Below are 22,747 nucleotides of genomic sequence, written 5' to 3' on the forward strand. Positions count from 1 at the left end.
TCCTGCAAAAGCACGCGCACAACGGCGCGCGGTTCAAGGGCTCATCAGCTCCCGGACCCTGGCAGCCAGGGTGTCCATGGCGAACGGCTTGGTCAACACTTGCATGTCCGGCCCCAGATAGCCGTTGCCGATCGCCGCATTTTCCGCATAACCAGTGATGAACAGTACTTTGAGATCGGAGCGCACCTCGCGTCCGGCATCGGCCATCTGTCGACCGTTCATGCCGCCCGGCAAACCGACATCGGTGATCAGCAGGTCGATGCGTACATCCGACTGCAACACCTTCAGCCCGGCCAGGCTATCTGCCGCCTCGATCAGGGTGTAGCCCAGATCGCCGAGCACGTCGGTCAGCAGCATGCGCACCGTCGGTTCGTCATCCACGACGAGGATGGTTTCTCCCGCATGGGCGGCTGCGGCCAGTGATTCGCGGGTTTCCGGCGGTTCGTCATCGACCTGGCCGTAATAGCGCGGCAGGTAGATGCGCATGGTGGTGCCCTGCCCCAGCTCGGAATAGATCCGCACCTGGCCACCCGACTGGTTGGCGAAGCCATAGATCATCGACAGGCCCAGGCCGGTGCCCTGGCCGATGGGCTTGGTGGTGAAAAACGGATCGAACGCCTTGGCGATGACATCCGGCGACATGCCCGTACCGGTGTCGGTGACGCTGACCGACAGGTATTGCCCTTCGGGAATGTCATGAGTACGGGCGGCTTCGCGGTCCATCCAGCGGTTGGCCGTCTCGATGGTGATCTGCCCCCCGTCGGGCATGGCATCGCGGGCGTTGATGCACAGGTTCAGCAATGCGTTTTCCAACTGGCTGACATCGACGAGAGTCGGCCACAGGTTGATGGCGCCGACCGTTTCCACGCGAATACTGGGGCCTACCGTGCGCTGGATCAGCTCGGTCATGCCTTCCATCAGCACGTTGACATCGGTAGGCCGCGGGTCGAGGGTCTGCCGCCGCGAGAAGGCCAGCAAACGGTGGGTCAGCGCCGCCGCGCGCTTGGTGGCACCCTGCGCGGTGCTGATGTACTTGTCGGTTTCCATCCAGCGGCCTTGGGCGATGCGCGTGCTCATCAGCTCCAGCGCGCCGGAAATGCCAGCCAGCAGGTTGTTGAAATCATGGGCCAGACCACCGGTGAGCTGGCCGACCGCTTCCATTTTCTGCGACTGGCGCAGTTTTTCTTCGGCCTGGATCAGCTTGACCGTGCGCTCGGTCACTCGTTGTTCCAGCGTATCGTTGAGGGCGCGCAACGCAGACAGGGCCCGATCGCGCTCGGCCTCGACCGAGCGCCGCGCCTCGACGTCGATCAGCACGCCTGGAAAACGCAGTGGCTGGCCTTGGGCATCGTTCTCGACGCGACCGTTGGCCTCGATCCAGTAATAGTGGCCGTCGGCTCGGCGCACGCGATACTGATGGGAATAACTGCCACCGCGCTGGATCACTTCATCGATGGCGGCAGCCAGCCCCTCCCGGTCATCGGGATGCACAGTGGCCACGATCGTCTCCAGGCTCAGGCCTTCGCGGCCCAGTTTCGGGTCCAGCCCGAACGCCGCCGCAAACCCCTCATCGACCGCAAAACGATCGGTTGGCAGATGCCAGTGCCACGTCCCGATGATGGCCCCGGCCGCCAGTGCCAGCTGGACGCGCTCGATGTTTTCCCGGGCCACGGCCTCGCTGGCGCGCAACCGCTCCTCGGCATTACGCCGCTCGGTAACGTCGCTGAAGATGATGGCTATGATGCGCTCGTCGCTGGAACCGAACTTCACCGCCCGCACATCGAACCAGCGCTTGAACGCTTCGGCGTAGTTCTCGAACGTCGCGGGCTCGCCGGTCTTGGCCACATGGCCATAGGTGTCGAACCAGAATTGTTCCAGGTCCGGAGCGAATTCGGTCACCCAACGCCCACGCAGGTTGACCCCGGCCTGGCGCTCGAACGCCGGGTTGGCTTCCAGAAACCGGTAATCGACCGGCAGATCCTGCTCGTCGAACTTGACCTCGACGATGGCAAAGGCCGATTCGATGTTTTCAAGAATCTTGCGGAAGCGTTCTTCGCTCTCGCGCAGCGCGCTCTCGGCAGCACGGGTGCGGGTCAGGTCGAGCATCGCGCCGATCATGCGCACCGCCCGGCCTTCGGCATTGCGGATCACGTGGCCGCGGTCGAGTACTTCGGCATAGGTGCCGTCGTGTCGCTGGAAACGGTATTCACCGGACCACGCCGACAGCGTGCCGTCGATCACCGCATGGATGGAGCTGTCGACGCGGCCGCGATCATCTGGATGAATGTGCTCGATCCACCATTCCCCTGTCGCTTCAACCGAAGCCAGAGGATGCCCATAGGCCTGTTCCAGCGCCTCGTTCCAGACCACATGATTACCGCTCAGGTCCCAATCCCAGATCGCGTCGTTGGTCGCCTTGACGGCAAGGCGGTAACGCTCCTGGGTCTCCTTGAAGCTTTCGAGTGCGGCGCGTTCACGCGCATCGCTTGCGGCGTGCGGCAGAAGTCCCGCGTCATCGCTTGCAAGGCTTGGATGAGCAACCGACGCTTGCAGCTGCTCCATGGCAGCATGAGTCCGAGCGTCGCCTGGATCGAAACCCGCTTCTTCCAACACCCGGCGCAGACGCTCGACCTGGAAAGCAGTTGCCACGTTTGTCGTGTGATTCAGAACGCCTCCAACTACCCTATCAAGGTGATATCAATGGTTGCATCGCTATGCCTTATAGGCAGTGGCCTGACCGCACAGTTCCAGACGCAAGAGGTGCCAGAAGGCCAAGGTAGCGACCACAGGCGTTTCGCCGTGCGATGTTTGAGGCGCCGTCAATAGAAGCGATCGCAACGGGATCGATGCACAGTATATTGTGGGGAGAGAGAGATAGAGCAAGAATGCTGGTTCAAGTGACCGGTTAATGGCAGGGGCGGCTGGATTCGAACCAACGCATGGCAGGATCAAAACCTGCTGCCTTACCGCTTGGCGACGCCCCTGTATCCGGTGCAAGAAGTGCCAATTGCTGGCCTCTGCATGAACGAGCGGGAATTTATCAGGTTTCTTTTCCACAGGAAACCCCATGCGCAACAAATATTCTTGAAAAACAGCTGGTTGCTGCTCGACGGTGCTGTAACGGGTCTTGAACGGTACGGGGATGAACTGTACCGGCCCGGGCCAAGTCCTATCTTCACCCCATACTTCCCATGCCAGCCACGGGTGTTCAGGCACCGTGAAGGCACATCTCAAGCACCTCAGGAGGCAATCAGCATGAGCTCCAACCCTTACGTTCCGCCCAAGGTCTGGAAAAACGACGCAGATTCCGGTGGTCAATTCTCCAAGACCAATCGACCCACTGCTGGCGCCACCCACGAACAGCCATTGCCGCTGGGCAAGCACCCGCTGCAGCTCTATTCGCTGGCAACGCCCAACGGTGTGAAGGTCAGCATCATGCTCGAGGAGCTGTTGGAACTGGGCCACGCCGAAGCTGAATACGATGCCTGGCCGATTCGCATCGGTGATGGCGATCAGTTCTCCAGTGGTTTCGTGGAAATCAATCCGAACTCGAAAATCCCTGCCATGCTGGACCGCAGCGAAGGCGGCAGCGTACGGGTGTTCGAGTCGGGATCCATCCTGCTGTATCTGGCGCAGAAATTCGGTGCGTTTCTACCCACAGACCTCGTGGCGCGTACCGAAGCCATGAACTGGCTGTTCTGGCAGATGGGCGCAGCCCCCTACCTGGGCGGCGGCTTCGGGCATTTCTACGCCTATGCGCCAGAGAAGCTGGAATACCCGATCAACCGCTTCACCATGGAAGCCAAGCGCCAGCTTGATGTGCTGGACAAGCAATTGGCCAAGACCCGCTACGTGGCCGGCAGTGACTACACCGTCGCCGATATCGCCATCTGGCCCTGGTATGGGCAACTGGTCCGCGGCAACCTGTACGATGCGGCGCAGTTTCTGTCGGTCGAGGAGTACCCTCACCTACAGCGCTGGGCCGAAGAGATCGCCCAACGTCCTGCGGTGCAACGCGGCCAACGGATCAACCGCACCTGGGGCGATGAAGCGACCCAAGTGCCGGAACGGCATAGCGCTGCGGATTTCAAATAACCCTCCCCTGTAGCAGCGGCGCAAGCCGCGTCATGCCTCGCCAGTGACCTGTAGGAGCGGTCAGCGGCCGCGAAAAGGGTCCCGCGCACTGCCTGATCCACCGCGCTGCCAGGTTCGCGGCCATAGACCGCTCCTACAGATCATCGACAGGCCGGCGCCGCATCACGCCTTGTGCAAGGCATCGGCGTGATGGAGCGCCGAATGCCCGGTCTTGTCGCTCTTCACCTCGTACTGCGGTTCGTCCTTGGACGCCGGACGGTGCTTGCCCATGAACTCCACATCCTTGACGTGGACCTTGGTCACCTTGCCGTGGATCTCGCCCGCTTCGGAATTCCAGCGCACCGCATCGCCGACCTTGAATGCATTGCTCATCTGCTCGCCCCTGTTTTGATTGAACACGCGTCAGACAAGTGAGTACGGCCTGCGCCGTTGATTCCCCTGCGCTGCCGTTTCATTGGCCGGACGGTACTGCGCGTAACGTGAACTCGGTGATCTCGGACGGTACGCCCAGGCGGATCGGAAAGCCGTTCCACAACCCACTGCCGTTGCTGACGTACAACTGCAGGCCGGCGCGCCGATACAGACCCGAGACGAAGCCTTCGTTGGCCTTGGCCACCACCTGATCGAAACCGCGAATCATCCCCCCATGGGTGTGCCCGGAAAGCTGGAGATCGACACCCGCGGCGATCGCCTGATCGATCCCTGCAGGACGATGGTTGAGCAAGACGATCGGTGCCCCGGCCGGTGCGCCGCGCAGGGCCAACTCCAGGTCCGGCGCACTGCCGCCGTACTGCGTGGCGACCTTGTCGGTGATACCGGCGATGATCAACTGCCCGCGCGCGTCGCCAACCACTTCATGCTGGTTGATCAAGCTGTGCATGCCGGCTTCGCGAAATCTGGCCATCCAGCCTTCGTTGCCAAAGTAGTATTCATGGTTGCCGGGAATGGCGATCACGCCATTGCGGGCACGCAGTTGCGCCAACGGCCGCACATCCGTGGCACGCGCCTGCAGGGTCCCGTCGATCAGGTCGCCGGTGATCACCACCAGGTCCGGCTTCAGCGCGTTGCTGCGCTTGACCACTTCTGCCACCCAGGGCTCGGGAAACAGCACGCTGATGTGCAGGTCGGACAGCTGCACCAGCCTGAAGCCGTCCATCGACGCGGCAAGCCCGGGAATCTCCAGCTCCAGCTGACGCACCTCCGGCACGCGGGTGGCCTGGGCCACGCCAAAACCCGAGACTGCTACCGCCAGGGCCGCGACGCCGCAGCGCCACTTGACCAGGGCTTCACGTGACGGGCGATGGCGCCGGACCAGGCAGGTCAACAGGATGCCAAGGTCCAGCACCAGCACGAACACGAACAACAGGGCAAACGCGGTGAAGGCCCACCCAGCGCCATAGGCCACCGCGTACGGCACTTCGGGCGAGTACATCGTCCCGGTGAAGGCGAGGATCAACATGTGGTACTTGGACGCGGCCAGCAGTGCCAGGCCGATCAGCACGCGCCAGCCGGTGGCCAGGGGCAGCGGGTAGACGAAGCGCAGCGCAACATACAGGAAGGCGACAGTCGCATAGATATGAAACACAGGGATTCCTCATGGTCAGTGGCACTCTGACAGCTGGCCGCTTCGATGGTTGGTTGGCGAAGTTGCTACAGAACATGTAGGAACGGTCTGTGGCCGCGAAATGAGCGCCGCGGTACGGCAGATAATACGCAGGGCGCCCTTCGCGGCCGATGACCGCTCCCACAGGGGATCGGGTATCCGATCAACTGTCCGGAAACGGAATGGACAACAGCCACTCGCGAAAGGCTACCAGCGACGGCAAGTGCTGGTTGTGCGTCGGGTACGCCAGGTAGTACCCGCGCCCGCTTTCCATGGGTTCGAAGAGGGTCACCAACTCACCCTGGGCGAGCTCGTCCTGCACCAGGATGCGCGGCACCAGCCCGATCCCGATGGCGGCGATGACGGCCTGAATCAAATGCGCGGTGTGCTCGAAGCTCGGCCCCAGGCGCATGCTCGGCGAGCCTGCCAGCCCGACGCTGGCGAACCAGTCCGACCAGGCATGCGGGCGCGACACCACGCCCAGCAACAATTGCCGAGCGGCGTCCTGCACCGACACCTGGGCATGCTCAGGCAAGGCCTTGGGGCTGGCCACCACCACCAGCTTCTCCGAGAGCAGCCGGTGCGCCAGATAGCCCGGCCACTGCCCCGACCCCGCGCAGATGATCGCGCTCATGTCCTGTGCGCCTTCGGACAGGTCTCCACCCACGATTCGCGAATGGATATGCACCAGGCTGCCGGGATGACGAGCGTAGAAATCGCCCATCCGCGGCATCAGCCATTTGGAAGCGAACGTAGGCAGCACCGCCAGGTGCAGGGTATCGGCCTCGGCACGGTGCGAAATGGTCTGCAGGGTAGCGCCACGAATGCGCGCCAGCGCTCCGGCCAGTTCATGCTGATACAGCGCGCCCGCCGCCGTCAGCTCGATGTGCCTGCCTTCACGCCTGAACAGCGTCACTTCCAGCAGCGCTTCGAGCGCCTGCACCTGTCGGCTCACTGCACTTTGGGTCAGCGCCAGCTCGGCCGCCGCCCGAGTGAAACTGCCGTGGCGGCCGGCCGCTTCGAACGCCAGCAACAACGACATGGAGGGCGTGAGCCGTCTGGGATTCATTCATTGAACTCATGCAAAAACCGAAGGATATACGTTTGCCAGCTCGTCGTGCATTCGCGAAAATACGTCCACACCCCCTGCGTTGCAAGCGACCTGCAACGTGCGCAGGCCTATTCTGCAGAGCGACCGCGGCGAGCAGTGTCCCCTGCCTGCCTGCACATTTCGCATGCAGACTATTAACCCCGCCGGATACCGACTGCCATGATCGCCGAACTGTCCCGCCAAAAAGCCCCCCTTGCGCCTTACCAGGCACTGCTGCGTCAGCTCGAAGGTGCAGGCTTCCAGGGCGAGATCGTCGACGATTACGCCACCCGCACGGTCCTGGCCACCGACAACTCGATCTATCAGCGCCTGCCCCAGGCAGCAGTGTTTCCCCGGCATGAGGCCGACGTGCAGTTGCTGGCGCGCCTGGCCAGCCAGCCGGAACATCGCGGCGTGGTACTGACCCCGCGCGGCGGCGGTACCGGCACCAACGGCCAGTCGCTGACCGATGGCCTGGTGGTGGACCTCTCCCGGCACATGAACCAGGTGCTGGAGATCAACGTCGAGCAGCGCTGGGTGCGGGTGCAGAGCGGCGTGGTCAAGGACCAGCTCAACGCTGCCCTGAAGCCTCACGGTCTGTTCTTCGCGCCCGAGCTGTCGACCTCTAACCGCGCAACCATTGGCGGCATGATCAACACCGACGCCAGCGGCCAGGGCAGCTGCACCTACGGCAAGACCCGCGACCACGTGCTGGAACTGACCACCCTGCTGCTGGGTGGCGAGCGGCTGCACAGCCACACCCTCGATGCCGCGCAATTGCAGGCCAGCCGGGATGGCGACGGGCGGATCGCCGAAGTCTATCGCTGCGCATCGACGATCGCCGACGAGCAGGCCGAGCTGATCGACACGGTGTTCCCCAAGCTCAACCGCTGCCTGACCGGCTACGACCTGGCCCACCTGCGCGAGGCCGACGGGCGCTTCAACCTGAACAGCGTGCTGTGCGGTTCGGAAGGCTCGCTGGGCTTCATCGTCGAGGCCAAGTTGAACGTGCTGCCGATCCCCAAGCATTCGATTCTGGTGAATGTGCGCTACGCCGGCTTCATGGATGCGCTGAACGATGCCAACGCGTTGATGGCGCACCAGCCACTGTCGATCGAAACCGTCGATTCCAAAGTCCTCTTGCTGGCAATGAACGACATCGTCTGGCATGGCGTGGCCGAATACTTCCCCACTGACGCACAGGCGCCGACCCTGGGCATCAACCTGGTGGAATTCAGCGGCGACGACCTGGAGGTGGTCGAGCAGCGTGTCGAGCAGTTCATCGCCCACCTGCAGCAGGACACCACGGTACGGCGCCTGGGGCACACCCTGGCGGTCGGCGCCCTGGCGGTGGGTCGCGTGTATGCCATGCGCAAGCGGGCGGTCGGCTTGCTCGGCAACGTTCAGGGCGAGGCCCGGCCGCAGCCGTTCGTCGAGGACACCGCGGTGCCCCCGCACAACCTGGCGGCCTACATCGGCGAATTCCGCGCCTTGCTCGACAGTCACGGCCTGCAATACGGCATGTTCGGCCATGTCGATGCCGGGGTGCTGCACGTGCGGCCGATCCTGGACATGAAGGACCCGCGCCAGGCGGCCCTGATCCGGCCCATCTCCGATCAGGTCGCGGCCCTCACGCAGCGCCACGGCGGCTTGCTCTGGGGCGAGCACGGCAAGGGCCTGCGCTCGCAATACGTACCCGAGTATTTCGGCGAGCTGTACCCGGCGCTGCAGGCGCTCAAGGCCGCCTTCGACCCGTTCAACCAGCTCAATCCGGGCAAGATCGCTACGCCGGCCAGCGTTGCCAGTGCACGCCTTACCCAAGTCGACGAGGTCACCCTGCGCGGCGAACTGGATCGCCGCATCGACGAGCGCGTCTGGCGCAGCTACGACAGTGCGCTGCACTGCAACGGCAACGGTGCCTGCTACAACTTCGACCCGAACGACGCCATGTGCCCGTCATGGAAAGCCACGCGCAACCGCATTCATTCGCCCAAGGGACGCGCCTCGCTGATTCGCGAATGGCTGCGCCTGCAGGGCCTGCACGGCGCCAACGTACTGCACACCGCCAGCGGCAGCCTGTTCGAACGCGCCCGCAACAGCCTGGCCCGGCGCATGGGCCGCGAAGATTTTTCCCATGAGGTCTACGACGCCATGGCCGGTTGCCTGGCCTGCAAGTCGTGCGCAGGACAGTGCCCGGTGAAGGTCAACGTACCGGAATTCCGTTCGCGTTTTCTGCAGCTCTATCACGGCCGCTACCTGCGCCCGCTGAAGGATTACCTGATCGGCTCGCTGGAATTCAGCATTCCGTACCTGGCGCGCTTTCCACGGGCCTACAACGCGGTCATGTCGTTCACGCCGGTGCATCGTGCGCTGCAGCACGTGGCCGGCATGGTCGACAGCCCGTTGCTCAGCCTGGTCGATTTCCAGGCCCACTGCCGGGACTGGAACGTACGCCCGGCGAGCGCCGAGCAGCTCGCCCGGCTGACCACCGAGCAGCGTCAGCGCAGCGTGGTCCTGGTGCAGGATGCCTTCACCCGTTACTTCGACACACCGGTCATGGCCGACTGGCTCGAACTGATCGCACGACTGGGTTTCGACATCTACCTGGCGCCCTTCGCGGCCAACGGCAAGCCGCTCCAGGTACAGGGATTTCTCGGTGCCTTCGACAAGGCCGCGCGGCACAATGCGCAGTCGTTGCGCCAGCTCCAGGCAAGCGGTATCGCCTTGGTAGGCCTGGACCCGGCCATGACCCTGGTGTATCGCCAGGAGTACGCCAAGACCCTGGGCCAGGACCACGCCCCTACCGTGCTGTTGCCTCAGGAATGGCTGGCCCAGGTGCTGCCACAAACCCAGCAGCCGGGCACCGCCGGGGTCTACCAGCTGTTGCCGCACTGCACCGAAAAGACCAACGAGCCCGGCAGCATCACCCATTGGCAACAGGTGTTCAGCCGCCTGGGCGCGACCCTGCAGGTGCTGGCGAGTGGCTGCTGCGGCATGTCCGGCACCTACGGCCACGAGGCACGCAATGTCGCCACCTCCAAGGTCATCTATGGGCAATCCTGGCAGCCGTTGCTGGCCCGTTATCACGACGCTGGCAATCTGCTTGCCGACGGTTACTCCTGCCGCAGCCAGGTCAAGCGCGAAGAAGGCCACACGGTCCGTCATCCGCTGCAGGCACTGCTCGAACACGTGAGAAAAAACACCGTGTGAAAGCGCTGGCGAGCCTGACGCTGGTGGCTATGCTCCGGTAGACTAGCGGTCCGATTGGCCCCGCATGCTCGCTTGCGCAAACAGGAATTTCACGGATGTCGGTTCAGGCTCGCAACAATGTGGTGGTCAAGGGCCAAGGTCCGTTGACGCTGGTGTTCGCCCACGGTTTTGGCTGCGACCAGAACATGTGGCGGCTGGTCGAGCCGACGTTTGCCAAGCATTACCGGACCGTGCTGTTCGACATGGTCGGCTGCGGCAATTCGGATGTCGGCGCCTACGACATCGACAAGTACTCGACACTGGCGGGCTACGCCGACGACATCGTCGAGATCATCCAGGAGTTCGGCGAGGGTCCGGTGGTGTTCATCGGCCATTCGGTCGGCGCGATGGCCGGCGCCATGGCCGCCAACCGCAGCCCCGGATTGATCGGCGCCCATGCCATGGTCGGCCCGTCGCCCTGCTACATTACCGATGCGGACTACCCCGGCGGCTTCAGCCGCGACGACATCGACGCCCTGCTCGCGACCCTCGAAAGCAACTACCTGGGCTGGTCCAGCGCCATGGCGCCGAGCATCATGGGCAATCCCGAACACCCGGAACTGGGCGTCGAGCTGACCAACAGTTTCTGCCAGACCGACCCGGACATCGCCAAGCGTTTTGCCCGCGTCACATTCCTCACCGATAGCCGCACTGACGTGCGCGAGCTCCGCGGGCCGGTACTGGTGATCCAGTCTTCGGACGACTTCATTGCGCCCAGAGCCGTTGGCCAGTACCTGACCGAAGCAATCGCGGACTGCCGCATGGTAGTCATCGAGAACGAGGGCCACTGCCCGCACCTGAGCCAGCCTGTGGCCTGCATTGACGCCATCGAGGCGTTCCTGGCCCAGACCTACGGCCGCTTGCCGGCATGATCGCCGAGCCCCCAGGCATCCCCGATGCCGAGGCGCTCTATCAGCAAGCGCCATGCGCCCTTCTGCTGACCAACGACAAGGGCCTTATCCTCAAAGTCAACCAGACCTTCTGCCACTGGCTGGGCTACACCTGCGAACAATTGATCGGAGTGCGCAAGTTGCAGGAGTTGCTGACCGTAGGCGGCCGCATCTTCTATCAGACGCACTGGATGCCGTTGCTGGTGATGCAGCGCTCGATTGCCGAGGTCAAGCTGGACTTCCTGACGGCCGACGGCAAGGTCACGCCGATGGTACTCAACGCCAGTCGCCGCGATCACAGCGGCGGTGTATTCGACGAGATATCGGCGTTCATCGTCGCCGACCGAATCCGTTTCGAACAGGAACTGCTGCAGGCCAAGCGACAGGCCGAGGACGCCCTGCAGCGTCATGTCGCGCTCGAGCACGAACTCAATCGGCAACGTGAACTGGCCGTCGACCGCGCCCTGTTCGCCGAGCAGATGATCGGCATCGTCAGCCACGACTTGCGCAACCCGCTGCAAGTGGTGTCCATGGCTGCACAGTATCTGCGTTCGCTGGACATGTCCGAGCGCCAGAGCGCGATGCTCGGCCATATCAGCGATGCCACCGCACGTTCGCAGCGGCTGATCAACGATCTTCTGGACTTCACCCAGGCTCGCATCGGCCAGGGCCTGGCCGTCAGCCGTGCACCGGTGCAGCTGGACCGCGCCATTGCGGCCGCCGTGGATTCACTGCGCCTGCTCTACCCGCAACGGACGATCGTCTTCAGCGCCAGCGACGAGGCGTTGTTCTGCCAGGCCGATGCAGACCGTCTGGCACAGTTGCTGGGCAATCTGGTGTCCAACGCCATGACCTATGGCGATGGCACCAGTCCGATCGAGGTGCGGGTCGCGGCCGCCCAGGGCGCGGTCGAAATCACCGTGCACAATCAGGGCAAAGCGATCGACGAAGCCCAGTTGAGCTCGATCTTCTCGCCCATGACACGGGGCTCGGAGGCAGGCCGCGAAGTACGCAGCGTGGGCCTTGGCCTGTTCATCGTCAGCGAGATTGCCAAGGCCCATGGCGGTATCGTTGAGGTAGTGTCCAGCGCTCAAGCCGGCACCACCTTCACCACCCGGTTTCCAGCCTACGCGTCGGCCGGGCACTGACCCCCGGCCAGCGGGTTCAGCGCGGCTCGTGAATCGGGCAGCCGTTGTGCAGGGCGCGAAAGCCTGCGGACATTTCATAGGTCGGCTTGCGCACGCGCATGACGCCACCCAGAGGACGGTGCGCAGCCAGACCGTGCCAAGGGCTGAATGACATCTGCTCGTTGATGGTCTGAATAGAGTCTTCGCTCCAGGCCGCCTGCGCCGGCACTTCGATACGCGCCACAGTGACGTAGGGGCTCAGTTCTTCGGACCAGACTTTCGAAGCGTCCTCGATCGGCATTTCGTCGAGATCGGTGGCCAGTTGGATACGCACTTCCCACGTACCCCCATGGCTTGCAAAATAGTGACTGACCGCTTCACGCAGGCCGTCCGGTTTATCGTCCAGGTCGACAGGTTGATCCGTCAACTCGGTCAGCGTCGGTGCTACCGGCACCACCGCCAGCTTGGCGTAATGCTCGCCATACAGAAACGGCACCACACTGTAGAAGGTTTCACCGAGCACATGGGTCAGCGGATGCCCACCCATGCTCTTCAGCGTGCCGCTCTCGCCGCCCATGGTTTCGATCACCGACTCCACACCGCGCAGAAGCGCCGAAAAGGCTTTCTTCAGGCCCGGACCTTTGTCGGTGGTCTTGGCCAGCAGCTTGAGATTCTTCAGGAACGCCTTGGGCGTGGCTGCCGTGAACGCCTTGGCGTTCTGCATGACGAAATCCTGGGTGACGTCCCCCTCACTGCCCGGCAAGCGAGCACCCTGTACCCCGACGATCTTCAAGCCAAGGCCCCGTGGGGTCGAAACCTTGTCGTCCAGCAGATCACCGGGATTGGTAGAAAAGCGCATTACCACAGGCAACCTTCCAGGGGTGGCAAAAGCCCCCTGCGCCAACGGCGCAGGAAGGCCATCGAGCACCGTGACGTGCCCGCGTACCAACCCATGAGCCTTGGCATGCACGCCACGCAGCGCGTGGCCGCCATCTTCGAACGTCGTGTCCAGAATGCCGCGCATCACTTCTGTCAGCTCTCGGCTGGTGTCTTCCTCGTCGTCGGGCACCTGCTCGAATGAGGGCTGAAACACCAGTGGAGTGACGGTCAGTCGATTGTCTGGCAATTGACTGTCTGGATATTGAGTGTCTGAAGAATGGCTCATGTGCACACCTCGGCTCGGTTCAGGTCTTTATCACGGTGGATGTTCTTGTTATTTGGCCAGGTCGGCTTTCAGACGCTCACCGGCATAGGCCTGCGCTTCTTCGGCTTTTTTCACCACGGCTGCGGTGCCGAAGAATTCGTGGGTCACGCCTGGATAGACCTTGCGCTCGACGCTGACGCCTGCAGTACGCAGCGCCTGTTCCAGCTGGGCACCATCGTCACGCAGTGGGTCGATTTCGGCGTTGATCACGGTGACCGGTGGCAGGCCCTTGAGGTCGGCATGCACCAGGTCGATACGTGGATCCTTGGCGTCGGCCGGACCTTTGGTCACGTTGTCGATGAACCACAGCATCATCGGGCGGTTGAGGGGCATGGCGTCGGCGTATTTGCGATAGGACTCGGTTTCGGTGTTGGACTGAGCGACCGGATAGACCGACAGTACGTGCTTGGGCGCGGTCAACCCGGCCTTGTGTGCGGCCACGGCGGTTGCCACGGCGAGGTTGCCGCCAGCGCTTTCACCGGCCAGTGCCAGGCGCTTCGCGTCACCGTTGAGCGAAGCGGCGTTCTTGCTCAACCAGCGATAGGCCGCCAGAGCATCTTCGTGAGCTGCAGGAAACTTGTTTTCGGGCGCGCGGCGGTAGTCCACGGAGACGACCACGGCATTGGCTTGCTTGGAGATCCCGCGAGCGCCGCCGTCATACACCTTGCGATCGGCAAATACCCAACCACCGCCGTGGAAATACAGGACCACCGGGAACGGGCCGGTGCCTTCAGGCGTGTAGACAGTTGCTGGCAACGAGCCTGCGGCGCCAGGCACGGTGATGTCACGAGTGGTGACACCGGGGACCAGTGCAGTCGGGGCGCTGTCGCGTTTCTCATCGGCGAGCACGCCTTTCACGGCGTCGGCGATGGTGGGTTGCTGCCGTGCCTCGACTGCCGTGATCTTCTCCACGGCCTTGGCATCGAAGCTGGCGAATTTGTTCAGAACGGTCTGCATGTCCGAATCGGTGCGGAACATGCTTTTGGTGCCGCTTACGGCGAGTTCGGAAACCGAGCGTTTTTCCGGATCGCGAGCGCAACCGCTCAACGCCATTGCCACGCCGGCGGCGCACAGCGCCACCATCCATTTGCGGTCAGTCTTGATCATTGTTATTGCCTCGCACGAGAGTGGGAACGTTACAAAATATCAGGCCACTGATAGCAACTTGATGTTCCAAAATTCCCGACTCGCGCCAGACGAACGGTTAATCCACTAAATACCGCGACCCCTGTTGATATGCTACAGGGATCACTCTACGCAGCTTCCCGTAGGAGCGGCCAGTGGCCGCGAACCAGACACCGCGGTGCACCAGACAATCCGCAGCTTCCTGTAGGAGCGGCCAGTGGCCGCGAACCAGACACCGCGGTGCACCAGACAATCCGCGGGGCCCTTTTCGCGGCCACAGACCGCTCCTACAACAGCATTTACAGCGGATTACGCACTGGCATCCCAGGCACGATCGCCGGAGGCGTCCTTGATGCGCGTCGGCAGGCCCATGGCGTCGAGCGCCCTGAGGAACGGCTCGGCCGGCAGCTCTTCGACGTTGGCCATGCGCTGCACGTCCCATTCGCCGCGGGCGACCAACAGGGCAGCAGCCACGGGCGGCACACCCGCGGTGTAGGAAATACCCTGGCTGTCGGTTTCGGCGTAGGCGTCTTCGTGATCCGCCACGTTGTAGATGAACATTTCGTGCGGCTGGCCGTTGCGAGTGCCCTTGACCAGATCGCCAATGCAGGTCTTGCCCGTATAGCCCGGTGCCAGCGACGACGGATCCGGCAGGACTGCCTTGACCACCTTGAGCGGTACCACCTGCAGGCCTTCGGCAGTCGTCACCGGCTGCTCGGACAGCAGGCCGAGATTCTTCAGCACTGTGAACACATTGATGTAATGCTCACCGAAGCTCATCCAGAAGCGCACGTTGGGCACATCGAGATTCTTCGACAGCGAATGCACTTCGTCATGCCCGGTCAGGTACAGGTTCTGCGAACCCACCACCGGCAGGTCATCGGTGCGCTTGACTTCGAACATGGTGTTGCTGGTCCACTGGCTGTTCTGCCAGCTCCAGACCTGCCCGGTGAACTCGCGGAAATTGATCTCCGGATCGAAATTGGTGGCGAAATATTTGCCGTGGGATCCGGCATTGACGTCCAGTATGTCGATCGAATCGATACGATCGAAATGCTGTTGCTGCGCCAGCGCAGCATAGGCATTGACCACACCCGGATCGAAGCCCACACCCAGAATGGCCGTCACGTTTTTCTGCTGGCACTCTTCCAGGTGTTTCCACTCGTAGTTGCCATACCAGGGCGGCGTTTCGCAGACCTTGCCCGGTTCTTCGTGGATGGCGGTGTCCAGGTAGGCCACGCCGGTGTCGATGCAGGCACGCAGTACCGACATGTTCAGAAAGGCGGAACCGACGTTGATGACGATCTGCGATTCGGTTTCCACGATGAGCGCCTTGGTCGCCTCAACATCCAGCGCATCGAGCGCGAAAGCCTTGATGTCGGCGGGCTGCTTGAGGCTGCCCTTGGCCTTGACGCTGTCGGTGATGGCCTGGCATTTGGAGATGTTGCGCGACGCGATGGCAATACGACCAAGTTCATCGTTGTGCTGCGCGCACTTGTGGGCCACCACCTTGGCAACACCTCCTGCACCAATGATAAGAACGTTCTTCTTCAATTTATTCACTTCTCCTCGGCTGTCCGCTTACGAAAGGCTGGACAGGTAGTCTTCGAAACCAAACTCACGAACCACCTCGACTGTACCGTCGAGTTGTTTCACTACGATGGACGGCATCTTCAAGCCGTTGAACCAGTTCTTCTTGACCATGGTGTAGCCCGCCGCATCGACGAACGACAGGCGATCGCCGATGGCCAACGGACGCTCGAAGGGGTATTCGCCGAAAATATCCCCGGCCAGGCAGGATTTTCCGCACACCATGTAGGTGTGCTCGCCGCTGCTGGGCGCAAGCTTCGCATTGAGCCGGTAGATCAGCAGGTCGAGCATGTGCGCTTCGATCGAGCTGTCGACCACGGCGAGGTGCTTGCCGTTGTAGAGGGTGTCGAGCACAGTGACTTCCAGCGAGGCGCTGTTGGTGATCGCCGCCTCGCCAGGCTCCAGGTACACCTGCACGCCGTACTTCTGCGAAAAGGCCTTGAGCCGGGCGCAGAACTCGTCCAGTGCGTAGCCTTCGCCGGTGAAATGAATGCCGCCACCGAGGCTGACCCACTCGACCTTGTGCAGCAGGTGACCGAAGCGTTCTTCGATGGTCCCCAGCATCTGGTCGAACAGGGCGAAATCACCGTTCTCGCAGTTGTTGTGGAACATGAAGCCGGAGATCTGCTCGATCACGGTCTCGACCTTGGCCGGGTCCCATTCGCCCAGACGGCTGAACGGACGCGCGGGGTCGGCCAGCAGGTAGTCGGAACTGCTCACCTGAGGGTTGACCCGCAGGCCGCGAGTCTTGCCTTGGGACGCCTGGGCGAAACGCTGCAGTTGGCCGATCGAGTTGAAGATGATCTTGTCGCAGTTGGCGAGCATCTCCTCGATCTCGTCGTCGGCCCAGGCCACGCTGTAGGCGTGGGTTTCGCCGGCGAACTTCTGCCGACCCAGCTTGAGCTCGTAGAGCGACGACGACGTGGTGCCGTCCATGTACTGCTCCATCAGGTCGAACACCGACCAGGTGGCGAAGCACTTGAGCGCCAGCAACGCCTTGGCCCCGGAGTGTTCACGCACATAGGCGATCTTTTCCAGGTTGCCCAAGAGCTTCTGTTTGTCGATGAGGTAATACGGCGTATTGATCATTTCGAGGCCCCAGGCATGGCCAGCCAAAAAAAGGACCCGCATTGTGCCCGCAGTTACCCCGGACCGAAAGAGCAGCCGACCAATTTCCAACCGCACCCACCGCCGACGCGGCTTGCGTTTCCTTGTAGCAGCGGCGCAAGCCGCGTCCGGCCTCACCGCGGAGCATCAGGCACACTGCATCCAACGCCGACGCGGCTTGCGCCGCTGCTACAGGGACGGTGCATCCTTGCTGATACTCTGTAGGAGCGGTCTGTGGCCGCGAATCGGACACCGCGGAACATCAGGCATACCGCACCCACCGCCAACGCGGCTCGCGTTCAGCGAATCTTGCGGCGGGCCAGAAAGCCGCCGACCAGGCCGGTCGCGCAGCCGATCAGCAGGCCACCGACGTGCGCGCCATTGGCGATTTCGCCGAAGCCCAGCACGCTGACCAGCCCGCTCATGCACAGCGCCAGCCACACCAGCATCATCACCAGCACGCCGCGCGGCAGGCGGTAGATCGGGTTCGGCGCCAGCCACTGGTACAGCCAGCAGTGCCCCAGCAAGCCATACAGCACGCCCGACAAACCGCCGAACAGACTGGGCCCGCTGACCAGGTACTGGACCACGTTGGAGACCAGGCTGAACGACAGGGTCAGACCGATCAGATTGATCCGCCCCTGCAGCGCCTCGATGCGTCGCCCAAGCTCCCAGTACCACAAGGCGTTCATCGCCAGATGCAGCAGGCCGAAATGAATCAGCATGGGGCTGAACAGCCGCCACCACTGGCCACTGGCCAAGGTATCGGCCAGGGGCGTGAAATAGATGTACTCACCGTTGACCTGAAAATCGAGAAAGGTCAGCCAGCGCAGGTTGCCCAGGTTCTCGCCCAGCAGCGTCAACCCCGCCACCACCAGACAGGCCAGCAGCACCAGGGCAGTGGCAGGGCTTGCCTTGAGCTGCTGGGCGAAACCCGGACCGCGCACCGGCGCATGCCGCGCCATCAATTCAGGATCGACCTCGGCACTGCCCTCGGGGTAGCGCTGGTACAGCTCGCGAACATCCTGCGCCAGACGCTCGTCGGGTACCCATAACACCTGACTGCCCTGCTCCTCGCTGACGCGATGGGGCACCTTCAAACGCCGCAGAAGACCCACGAAGCCACTCAAGTCGGCGTTCAGTGGCAGACGCAATACAGCAATGGCACTCATCAAAACGCCTCCGGGCGCTCGACATCGACCCACGCGAACTTGCGCGGATCGATGCGGGTTTCCTGATCCAGGCGGTACGCCACCAGTTTGCCGTACAGCACCGCGCTGTAGTCCAGGCAGGCCAGGTTCGGGCGTATCGCCGCCGGTCGCCCGCTGCGCCAGTAGTGACCGACGAACAGCAACGGCTCATCGACTCCGTAACGCAGCAGAGCGCTTTTCTGTTCCTGACTCAAGGGCGCGCAGGCCACGTCGTCAGGCAAAGCATCGGGCTGGAATACCACGTCGCCATAGGTTTGCGGGTCGTCTTCCCAGAACTTGGTGCGAAAGAACGCGCGGCTCAGGCCATCGGCGCCCGTCAAGGTCAGGCCGTCGGGCAGGCGCATGTCAGTGCCGCGCAACAGTCGATCAAAGACCTGGCAGGCAAAACTGCCCTTGACCGCCGACGCCTGGAGAAAATGGGCGTCGATGCAGCCATCCGGGTGCTGGCGGCGCAAAGGTTCGATCAGGCCGGCATCCCAGCACGCGTGCACCAGGCGAAAGCGCTCGGCATCGAGGAACAGCGGCAACTCGTAGAACCAGCCGAGGAAATCGTGCCAGTCGCCGGGGTGGTGGGCGAACTGGTCCAGCGTCGCCTGCAGCAGACGCTCGTGCCGCGGCACGTGCTCGCGCACGTACTGCTTGCCGCTGCCGGGCAATGCCGGGGTGCTCCAGCCCAACGCATTGAACTCGTGATTACCCATGATGCAGCGCGCCTGATCGGCCTCGACCATGTCGTGGACGATGTGCAGCGCCTCGCGGATGCGCGGCCCGCGGTCAATGATGTCGCCAAGGAACAGCGCCTGGCGCGAGGCATGCCGCCATACGCCGCCCTGCTTGTGATAGCCCAGCCGGTCGAGCAGATGTTCGAGGGTATGCGCGCAGCCGTGCACATCGCCGATCAGGTCATAACTTCGCGCCGGGTCAAGCATCAATCGCCTCCGGTATTGCCGAGCCGGCTGCCCCAGCCGAGTTTGGTCCGGCACACTTCGTAGTAGTTGTGGTCCAGGGGGTGGATCAGGCGCAGTTTCTGCGATTTCTTGCGCACCGTGACGGTGTCGCCCGGGGCGCAGGTGAAATGGTTCTGGCCATCGCATGAAACCTGCGGGTAGATCTGCATGTTCTTTGAGACAACGATTTTCATCTCGCTGTTGCCATCGACGACGATCGGCCGACCCGACAGGGTGTGCGGGTACATGGGTACGATCACGATGGCATCGAGCTTGGGATGCATGATCGGCCCGCCGGCCGACAGTGCGTAGGCGGTGGAGCCGGTCGGCGTGGCCAGGATCAGGCCGTCGGCCTTCTGGCTGCAGACGAACTGGCCGTCGATGTAGATTTCGAACTCGATCATGCGGGTCGACTTGCCGGGGTGCAGCACCACATCGTTGAGCGCGTCGCCCTGGCCGATGGCCTCGCCATGGCGGCGAACCTCGGCCTCGAGCAGAAAACGGTTTTCGACCAGGTAGTGACCATCGAGTACCTCGGCCACCTTGACCTCGAGCTCGTCGGGGCGGATGTCGGTAAGAAACCCCAGGCTGCCGCGGTTGATGCCCAGCACCGGCGTATTGTGTCGCGCCAGAGCCCGCGCTGCGCCCAGCAGGCTGCCGTCGCCGCCGACCACGATGACCAGGTCACAGACCTCGCCCAGCATCTTGCGCGATGACGTCTGCAGGTTGTGCCCCGGCAGCACTTCGGCGATGGTGTCCTCGAGAATGACATGCATGTGCCTGTCCAGCAGGAAGCGCTTGAGGCGGCGAATGGTATCGAGCACCTGCGAGCTGCCGAGGCGGCCAATGATACCGATGTTGCGAAATTGCTCCATGAGGCTCCTGTTTGGGTCTGGTCTGGCTATCGGGATGCGCCAGGCACATTCCACAACGCTGTCGCGCAACCGTCGATTGCGGACACAAATACGGACCTGGATTATGGAGTAAAGCCGTTGCTGCACAAAACCCTTTCCACCACCGCGCCATTGACCGGGATCGTCCCAATGAATCCATTCGCCGCCCTCGCCGACTTTCCGCGCCGCCTGCGCCAGCCCCAGGTGCGCGACCTGGCTTGGGTGATCCTCGCCCCGCCCCTGCTGCACACGGCGCCCTGGCAGCAACGTCATCCACTGGCAGGCAGCACCTGGGCCGAACAGCCCGAGCACCTGCAGGCGTGGCTGCAGGGTCTGGACAACGCCAGCCAACCGCTGCTCGACTGGCTGGCGCAGGCCCCTACCCGGCGCCTGGGCCTGTACTACGAGCGCCTCTGGCAGTTCGCCCTGCAGCAGGCTCCCGGTATCGAGCCACTGGCGGCCAACCTGCCGATCCGCCGTGACAAGCACACCCTGGGCGAGCTCGACATGGTGATCCGCGACCGTGATGGCGTGCATCATCTGGAACTGGCGATCAAGCTTTACCTGGGCCCAGTGGCCGCCGACGGTCGCGATGCTTTCCAGTGGCTGGGCCCCAACAGCCAGGATCGGCTGGGTCGCAAGCTGACTCACCTGACCGAGCACCAGTTGCCCATCTCCACCTCCAGCGAGGGTCGCGAGGCCATTCTGGCGCTGGGCATCGAGCAGTTCGACGCGCACCTGTGGCTCGGCGGCTACCTGTTCTACCCCTGGCCCGGCCAGGCCCAGGCACCCGAGCATGCCCACCCTGATCATCTGCGCGGACGCTGGGTGCATCAGCGCGATTGGCCGATTTTCGTCGAGCAACGCCCGGACGGGCGCTGGCAGCCGTTGCCGCGCGATGCCTGGCTGGCGCCGGCTCGCCTCGCCGCAGCGGACGCCTGGGCACCCGACCAGCTCAAGGCCTGGATGCAGCAACTGGACCCGCTCGCCGCGGCACAGATGCTCGTGCGTCTGACCCGCGACGACCACGGCGACTGGCAGGAAGCCGAACGGGTTTTCCTGGTCGCCGACGCCTGGCCGGCCCTGCCGGGCGTGTGAACCGCAGTGCCCGCTAAAGATGTTCACCACCGGCCCGATACCCTGTGCATAACCGCTCGAGTAGTCGCCCGATGAACTGGAGAAACACCCACGCCCGCTATGGGAGTCTGTCCATTGCCCTGCACTGGTCGATGCTGGTCCTGCTGGCCGCCACCTATGCCTGCATCGAGCTGCGTGGCCAGTTCGTCAGAGGCAGTGGCGCACGCGCGCTGATCGTGCAGTTCCACTTCATGCTGGGCTTGAGCGTGGGGTTGCTGGTCTGGCTGCGGCTGCTGGTGCGCAGCCTGGGGGTCACGCCGCGCATCGTTCCGCCGCTGCCGGTGTGGCAGACGCGCCTGGCGGGCCTGATGCACGCCGCACTCTATGCACTGATGATCGGTCTGCCGCTGCTGGGCTGGCTGATCCTCAGCGCCCAGAACAGGTCCGTATCGTTCTGGGGCATCGAACTGCCCCACCTGATCGCCGAGGACCGCGATCTTGGCGGACGCTTGCAGGAATGGCACATGAGCATTGCCGGCTGGGGCTATTGGTTGATCGGCCTGCACGGCGTGCTGGGCCTGGCCCACCATTACCTGCGTCGTGACAATACCCTGCGACGCATGCTGCCGCATCGCGACTGAGCGTTCAGGCGGCGGCGCGCCATCCCTGCAGACCACCGGTGTGCACAAACACCAGACGACAGCCCGGCCGCAGCGAGCCTGCCGCACAGGCATCGCGCAAGGCCCACAGCGCCTTGGCCGTGTACACCGGCTCCAACGCAATGCCCGACTCGGCTTCGCAGGCGTGCATGAACGCCAGCAGTTCGCTGTCCATCCTGGCAAAGCCGCCACGACTGGCGTCGATCAAGCTATGACCCTGGTCGCCACACAGTGCACTCACCTGCTCGTTCACGCCATGCTTCGGCCCTACCGCCACCGCCCCGTACACCCAGCGGCGGCCGGCTTCGGCGAGGACCAGGCCGGCCAATGTCGTGCCGGTACCCACGGCCAGCCACCAGCCATCGAAATCGTCCCACCCCATGTCTGCGAGCTGCGCCTGCACCTGCAAGGGCAGGACGGCGCAGCCCTTGGCCCCCAGCAGCCCACCGCCGCCCTCGGGTACCGGTAGCAGATCGGGGTAGCGCGCCTGCCAGGGGGCCCAGAAATCGTCCCGGTGGCGCTGGCGATAGCCTTCGTAACCCAGCCAGTGCAGCTGCATTCCCCATCGTTGCAGGTCGGTCACGGTCGGTGTGACCTGAGCATGGCCGCGCAGCAGCCCGACCGTATGCAGACCCAGGCGCTTACCGGCGGCGGCCAAGGCATGCAGGTGATTGGAATGGGCACCGCCCAGGCTGATGATGCCGCCGCAGCCACTGGCCTGGGCGGCCAGCAGGTGATGTTGCAACTTGAATGCCTTGTTGCCGCTGATGAGCGGGTCAACGAGGTCCAGGCGCAGCACGGCAGCCTCTATGCCGGCCGCGCCGAGCCAGGAAAGTCGCAAGGGTTGCAGCGGTGCACGCGGTAGATCGAGAAGCATGGA

Annotated in this window: 18 protein-coding genes and 1 tRNA gene; 6 read left to right on the forward strand and 13 right to left on the reverse strand. The window is 63.3% G+C overall.

What is annotated here, in order from left to right; genetic code table 11:
• Positions 1-33: 33 nt before the first annotated feature.
• Positions 34-2,562 carry a PAS domain-containing protein gene (locus IFT57_RS01910; RefSeq protein ID WP_192150845.1) on the reverse strand — a complete coding sequence of 843 codons (2,529 nt, stop codon included), beginning with the start codon at positions 2,560-2,562 and terminating at the stop codon, positions 34-36.
• Between the two features lie 347 nt (positions 2,563-2,909).
• Positions 2,910-2,984, reverse strand: a tRNA-Gln gene (locus IFT57_RS01915).
• A 271-nt stretch (positions 2,985-3,255) separates the two neighbouring features.
• Between IFT57_RS01915 and yghU the strand changes: the two genes are divergently transcribed.
• Entirely contained in the window at positions 3,256-4,095 is an 840-nt protein-coding gene (gene yghU / locus IFT57_RS01920; protein ID WP_192150208.1) for a glutathione-dependent disulfide-bond oxidoreductase, read from the forward strand.
• A gap of 162 nt (positions 4,096-4,257) precedes the next feature.
• Here yghU and IFT57_RS01925 read toward each other — a convergent pair whose 3' ends face one another.
• The 3 genes from IFT57_RS01925 to IFT57_RS01935 all read right to left on the reverse strand — a co-directional run bounded on the left by IFT57_RS01925 (position 4,258) and on the right by IFT57_RS01935 (position 6,767).
• Complete coding sequence (locus tag IFT57_RS01925; protein WP_122713597.1) at positions 4,258-4,467, reverse strand: DUF2945 domain-containing protein; 210 nt, start codon at positions 4,465-4,467, stop codon at positions 4,258-4,260.
• A gap of 79 nt (positions 4,468-4,546) precedes the next feature.
• On the reverse strand, positions 4,547-5,680 hold the full coding sequence (locus tag IFT57_RS01930) for a metallophosphoesterase (protein WP_192150209.1): 1,134 nt from the start codon (positions 5,678-5,680) through the stop codon (positions 4,547-4,549).
• A 181-nt stretch (positions 5,681-5,861) separates the two neighbouring features.
• Positions 5,862-6,767 (reverse strand): LysR substrate-binding domain-containing protein, encoded by a 906-nt coding sequence (locus IFT57_RS01935; protein WP_192150211.1) that lies wholly within the window; start codon positions 6,765-6,767, stop codon positions 5,862-5,864.
• Between the two features lie 201 nt (positions 6,768-6,968).
• Here IFT57_RS01935 and ydiJ point away from each other — a divergent pair, with 201 nt between their 5' ends.
• The 3 genes from ydiJ (at position 6,969) to IFT57_RS01950 (ending at position 12,075) form a co-directional block, all read left to right on the forward strand.
• On the forward strand, positions 6,969-9,998 hold the full coding sequence (gene ydiJ / locus IFT57_RS01940; protein WP_192150213.1) for a D-2-hydroxyglutarate dehydrogenase YdiJ: 3,030 nt from the start codon (positions 6,969-6,971) through the stop codon (positions 9,996-9,998).
• Between the two features lie 95 nt (positions 9,999-10,093).
• A complete protein-coding gene (locus IFT57_RS01945; protein ID WP_192150215.1) occupies positions 10,094-10,909 on the forward strand; it encodes an alpha/beta fold hydrolase in 816 nt (271 codons plus the stop codon).
• Positions 10,906-12,075 carry a PAS domain-containing sensor histidine kinase gene (locus IFT57_RS01950; RefSeq protein WP_192150216.1) on the forward strand — a complete coding sequence of 390 codons (1,170 nt, stop codon included), beginning with the start codon at positions 10,906-10,908 and terminating at the stop codon, positions 12,073-12,075. Before IFT57_RS01945 ends, IFT57_RS01950 begins: the two co-directional genes overlap by 4 nt.
• Before the next feature lie 16 nt (positions 12,076-12,091).
• Here the strand turns inward: IFT57_RS01950 and IFT57_RS01955 are convergent, their stop codons facing one another.
• The 7 genes from IFT57_RS01955 to IFT57_RS01985 all read right to left on the reverse strand — a co-directional run bounded on the left by IFT57_RS01955 (position 12,092) and on the right by IFT57_RS01985 (position 20,113).
• Positions 12,092-13,219, reverse strand: coding sequence for a catalase family protein (locus IFT57_RS01955; RefSeq protein ID WP_192150218.1), 1,128 nt, complete (start codon positions 13,217-13,219; stop codon positions 12,092-12,094).
• A 48-nt stretch (positions 13,220-13,267) separates the two neighbouring features.
• Entirely contained in the window at positions 13,268-14,365 is a 1,098-nt protein-coding gene (locus tag IFT57_RS01960; RefSeq protein WP_199868678.1) for an alpha/beta hydrolase, read from the reverse strand.
• A 327-nt stretch (positions 14,366-14,692) separates the two neighbouring features.
• On the reverse strand, positions 14,693-15,937 hold the full coding sequence (locus IFT57_RS01965; protein WP_192150220.1) for a saccharopine dehydrogenase family protein: 1,245 nt from the start codon (positions 15,935-15,937) through the stop codon (positions 14,693-14,695).
• Positions 15,938-15,964: 27 nt separating this feature from the next.
• Positions 15,965-17,062 (reverse strand): carboxynorspermidine decarboxylase, encoded by a 1,098-nt coding sequence (locus IFT57_RS01970; RefSeq protein ID WP_122479703.1) that lies wholly within the window; start codon positions 17,060-17,062, stop codon positions 15,965-15,967.
• Positions 17,063-17,379: 317 nt separating this feature from the next.
• Positions 17,380-18,252, reverse strand: coding sequence for a rhomboid family intramembrane serine protease (locus IFT57_RS01975; protein WP_192150222.1), 873 nt, complete (start codon positions 18,250-18,252; stop codon positions 17,380-17,382).
• The gene (locus tag IFT57_RS01980; protein WP_122713087.1) at positions 18,252-19,220 is read right to left on the reverse strand and encodes a metallophosphoesterase; all 969 of its coding nucleotides are present in this window, start codon (positions 19,218-19,220) and stop codon (positions 18,252-18,254) included. The genes IFT57_RS01975 and IFT57_RS01980 overlap by 1 nt, the downstream gene beginning before the upstream one ends.
• Positions 19,220-20,113: an NAD(+) kinase gene (locus IFT57_RS01985; protein ID WP_122479037.1), complete on the reverse strand. Its 894-nt coding sequence runs from the start codon at positions 20,111-20,113 to the stop codon at positions 19,220-19,222. The genes IFT57_RS01980 and IFT57_RS01985 overlap by 1 nt, the downstream gene beginning before the upstream one ends.
• Before the next feature lie 168 nt (positions 20,114-20,281).
• Between IFT57_RS01985 and IFT57_RS01990 the strand changes: the two genes are divergently transcribed.
• A complete protein-coding gene (locus IFT57_RS01990; protein WP_244657231.1) occupies positions 20,282-21,229 on the forward strand; it encodes a DUF1853 family protein in 948 nt (315 codons plus the stop codon).
• 71 nt (positions 21,230-21,300) lie between these two features.
• Positions 21,301-21,849 carry a cytochrome b gene (locus IFT57_RS01995; protein ID WP_192150226.1) on the forward strand — a complete coding sequence of 183 codons (549 nt, stop codon included), beginning with the start codon at positions 21,301-21,303 and terminating at the stop codon, positions 21,847-21,849.
• Positions 21,850-21,853: 4 nt separating this feature from the next.
• Here the strand turns inward: IFT57_RS01995 and IFT57_RS02000 are convergent, their stop codons facing one another.
• Positions 21,854-22,744, reverse strand: a complete 891-nt coding sequence (locus IFT57_RS02000) for a 1-aminocyclopropane-1-carboxylate deaminase/D-cysteine desulfhydrase (protein WP_192150228.1) — start codon at positions 22,742-22,744, stop codon at positions 21,854-21,856.
• Positions 22,745-22,747: the final 3 nt, after the last annotated feature.

It is taken from the genome of Pseudomonas sp. CFBP 13719 (assembly GCF_014842095.1).
Taxonomy (GTDB): domain Bacteria; phylum Pseudomonadota; class Gammaproteobacteria; order Pseudomonadales; family Pseudomonadaceae; genus Aquipseudomonas.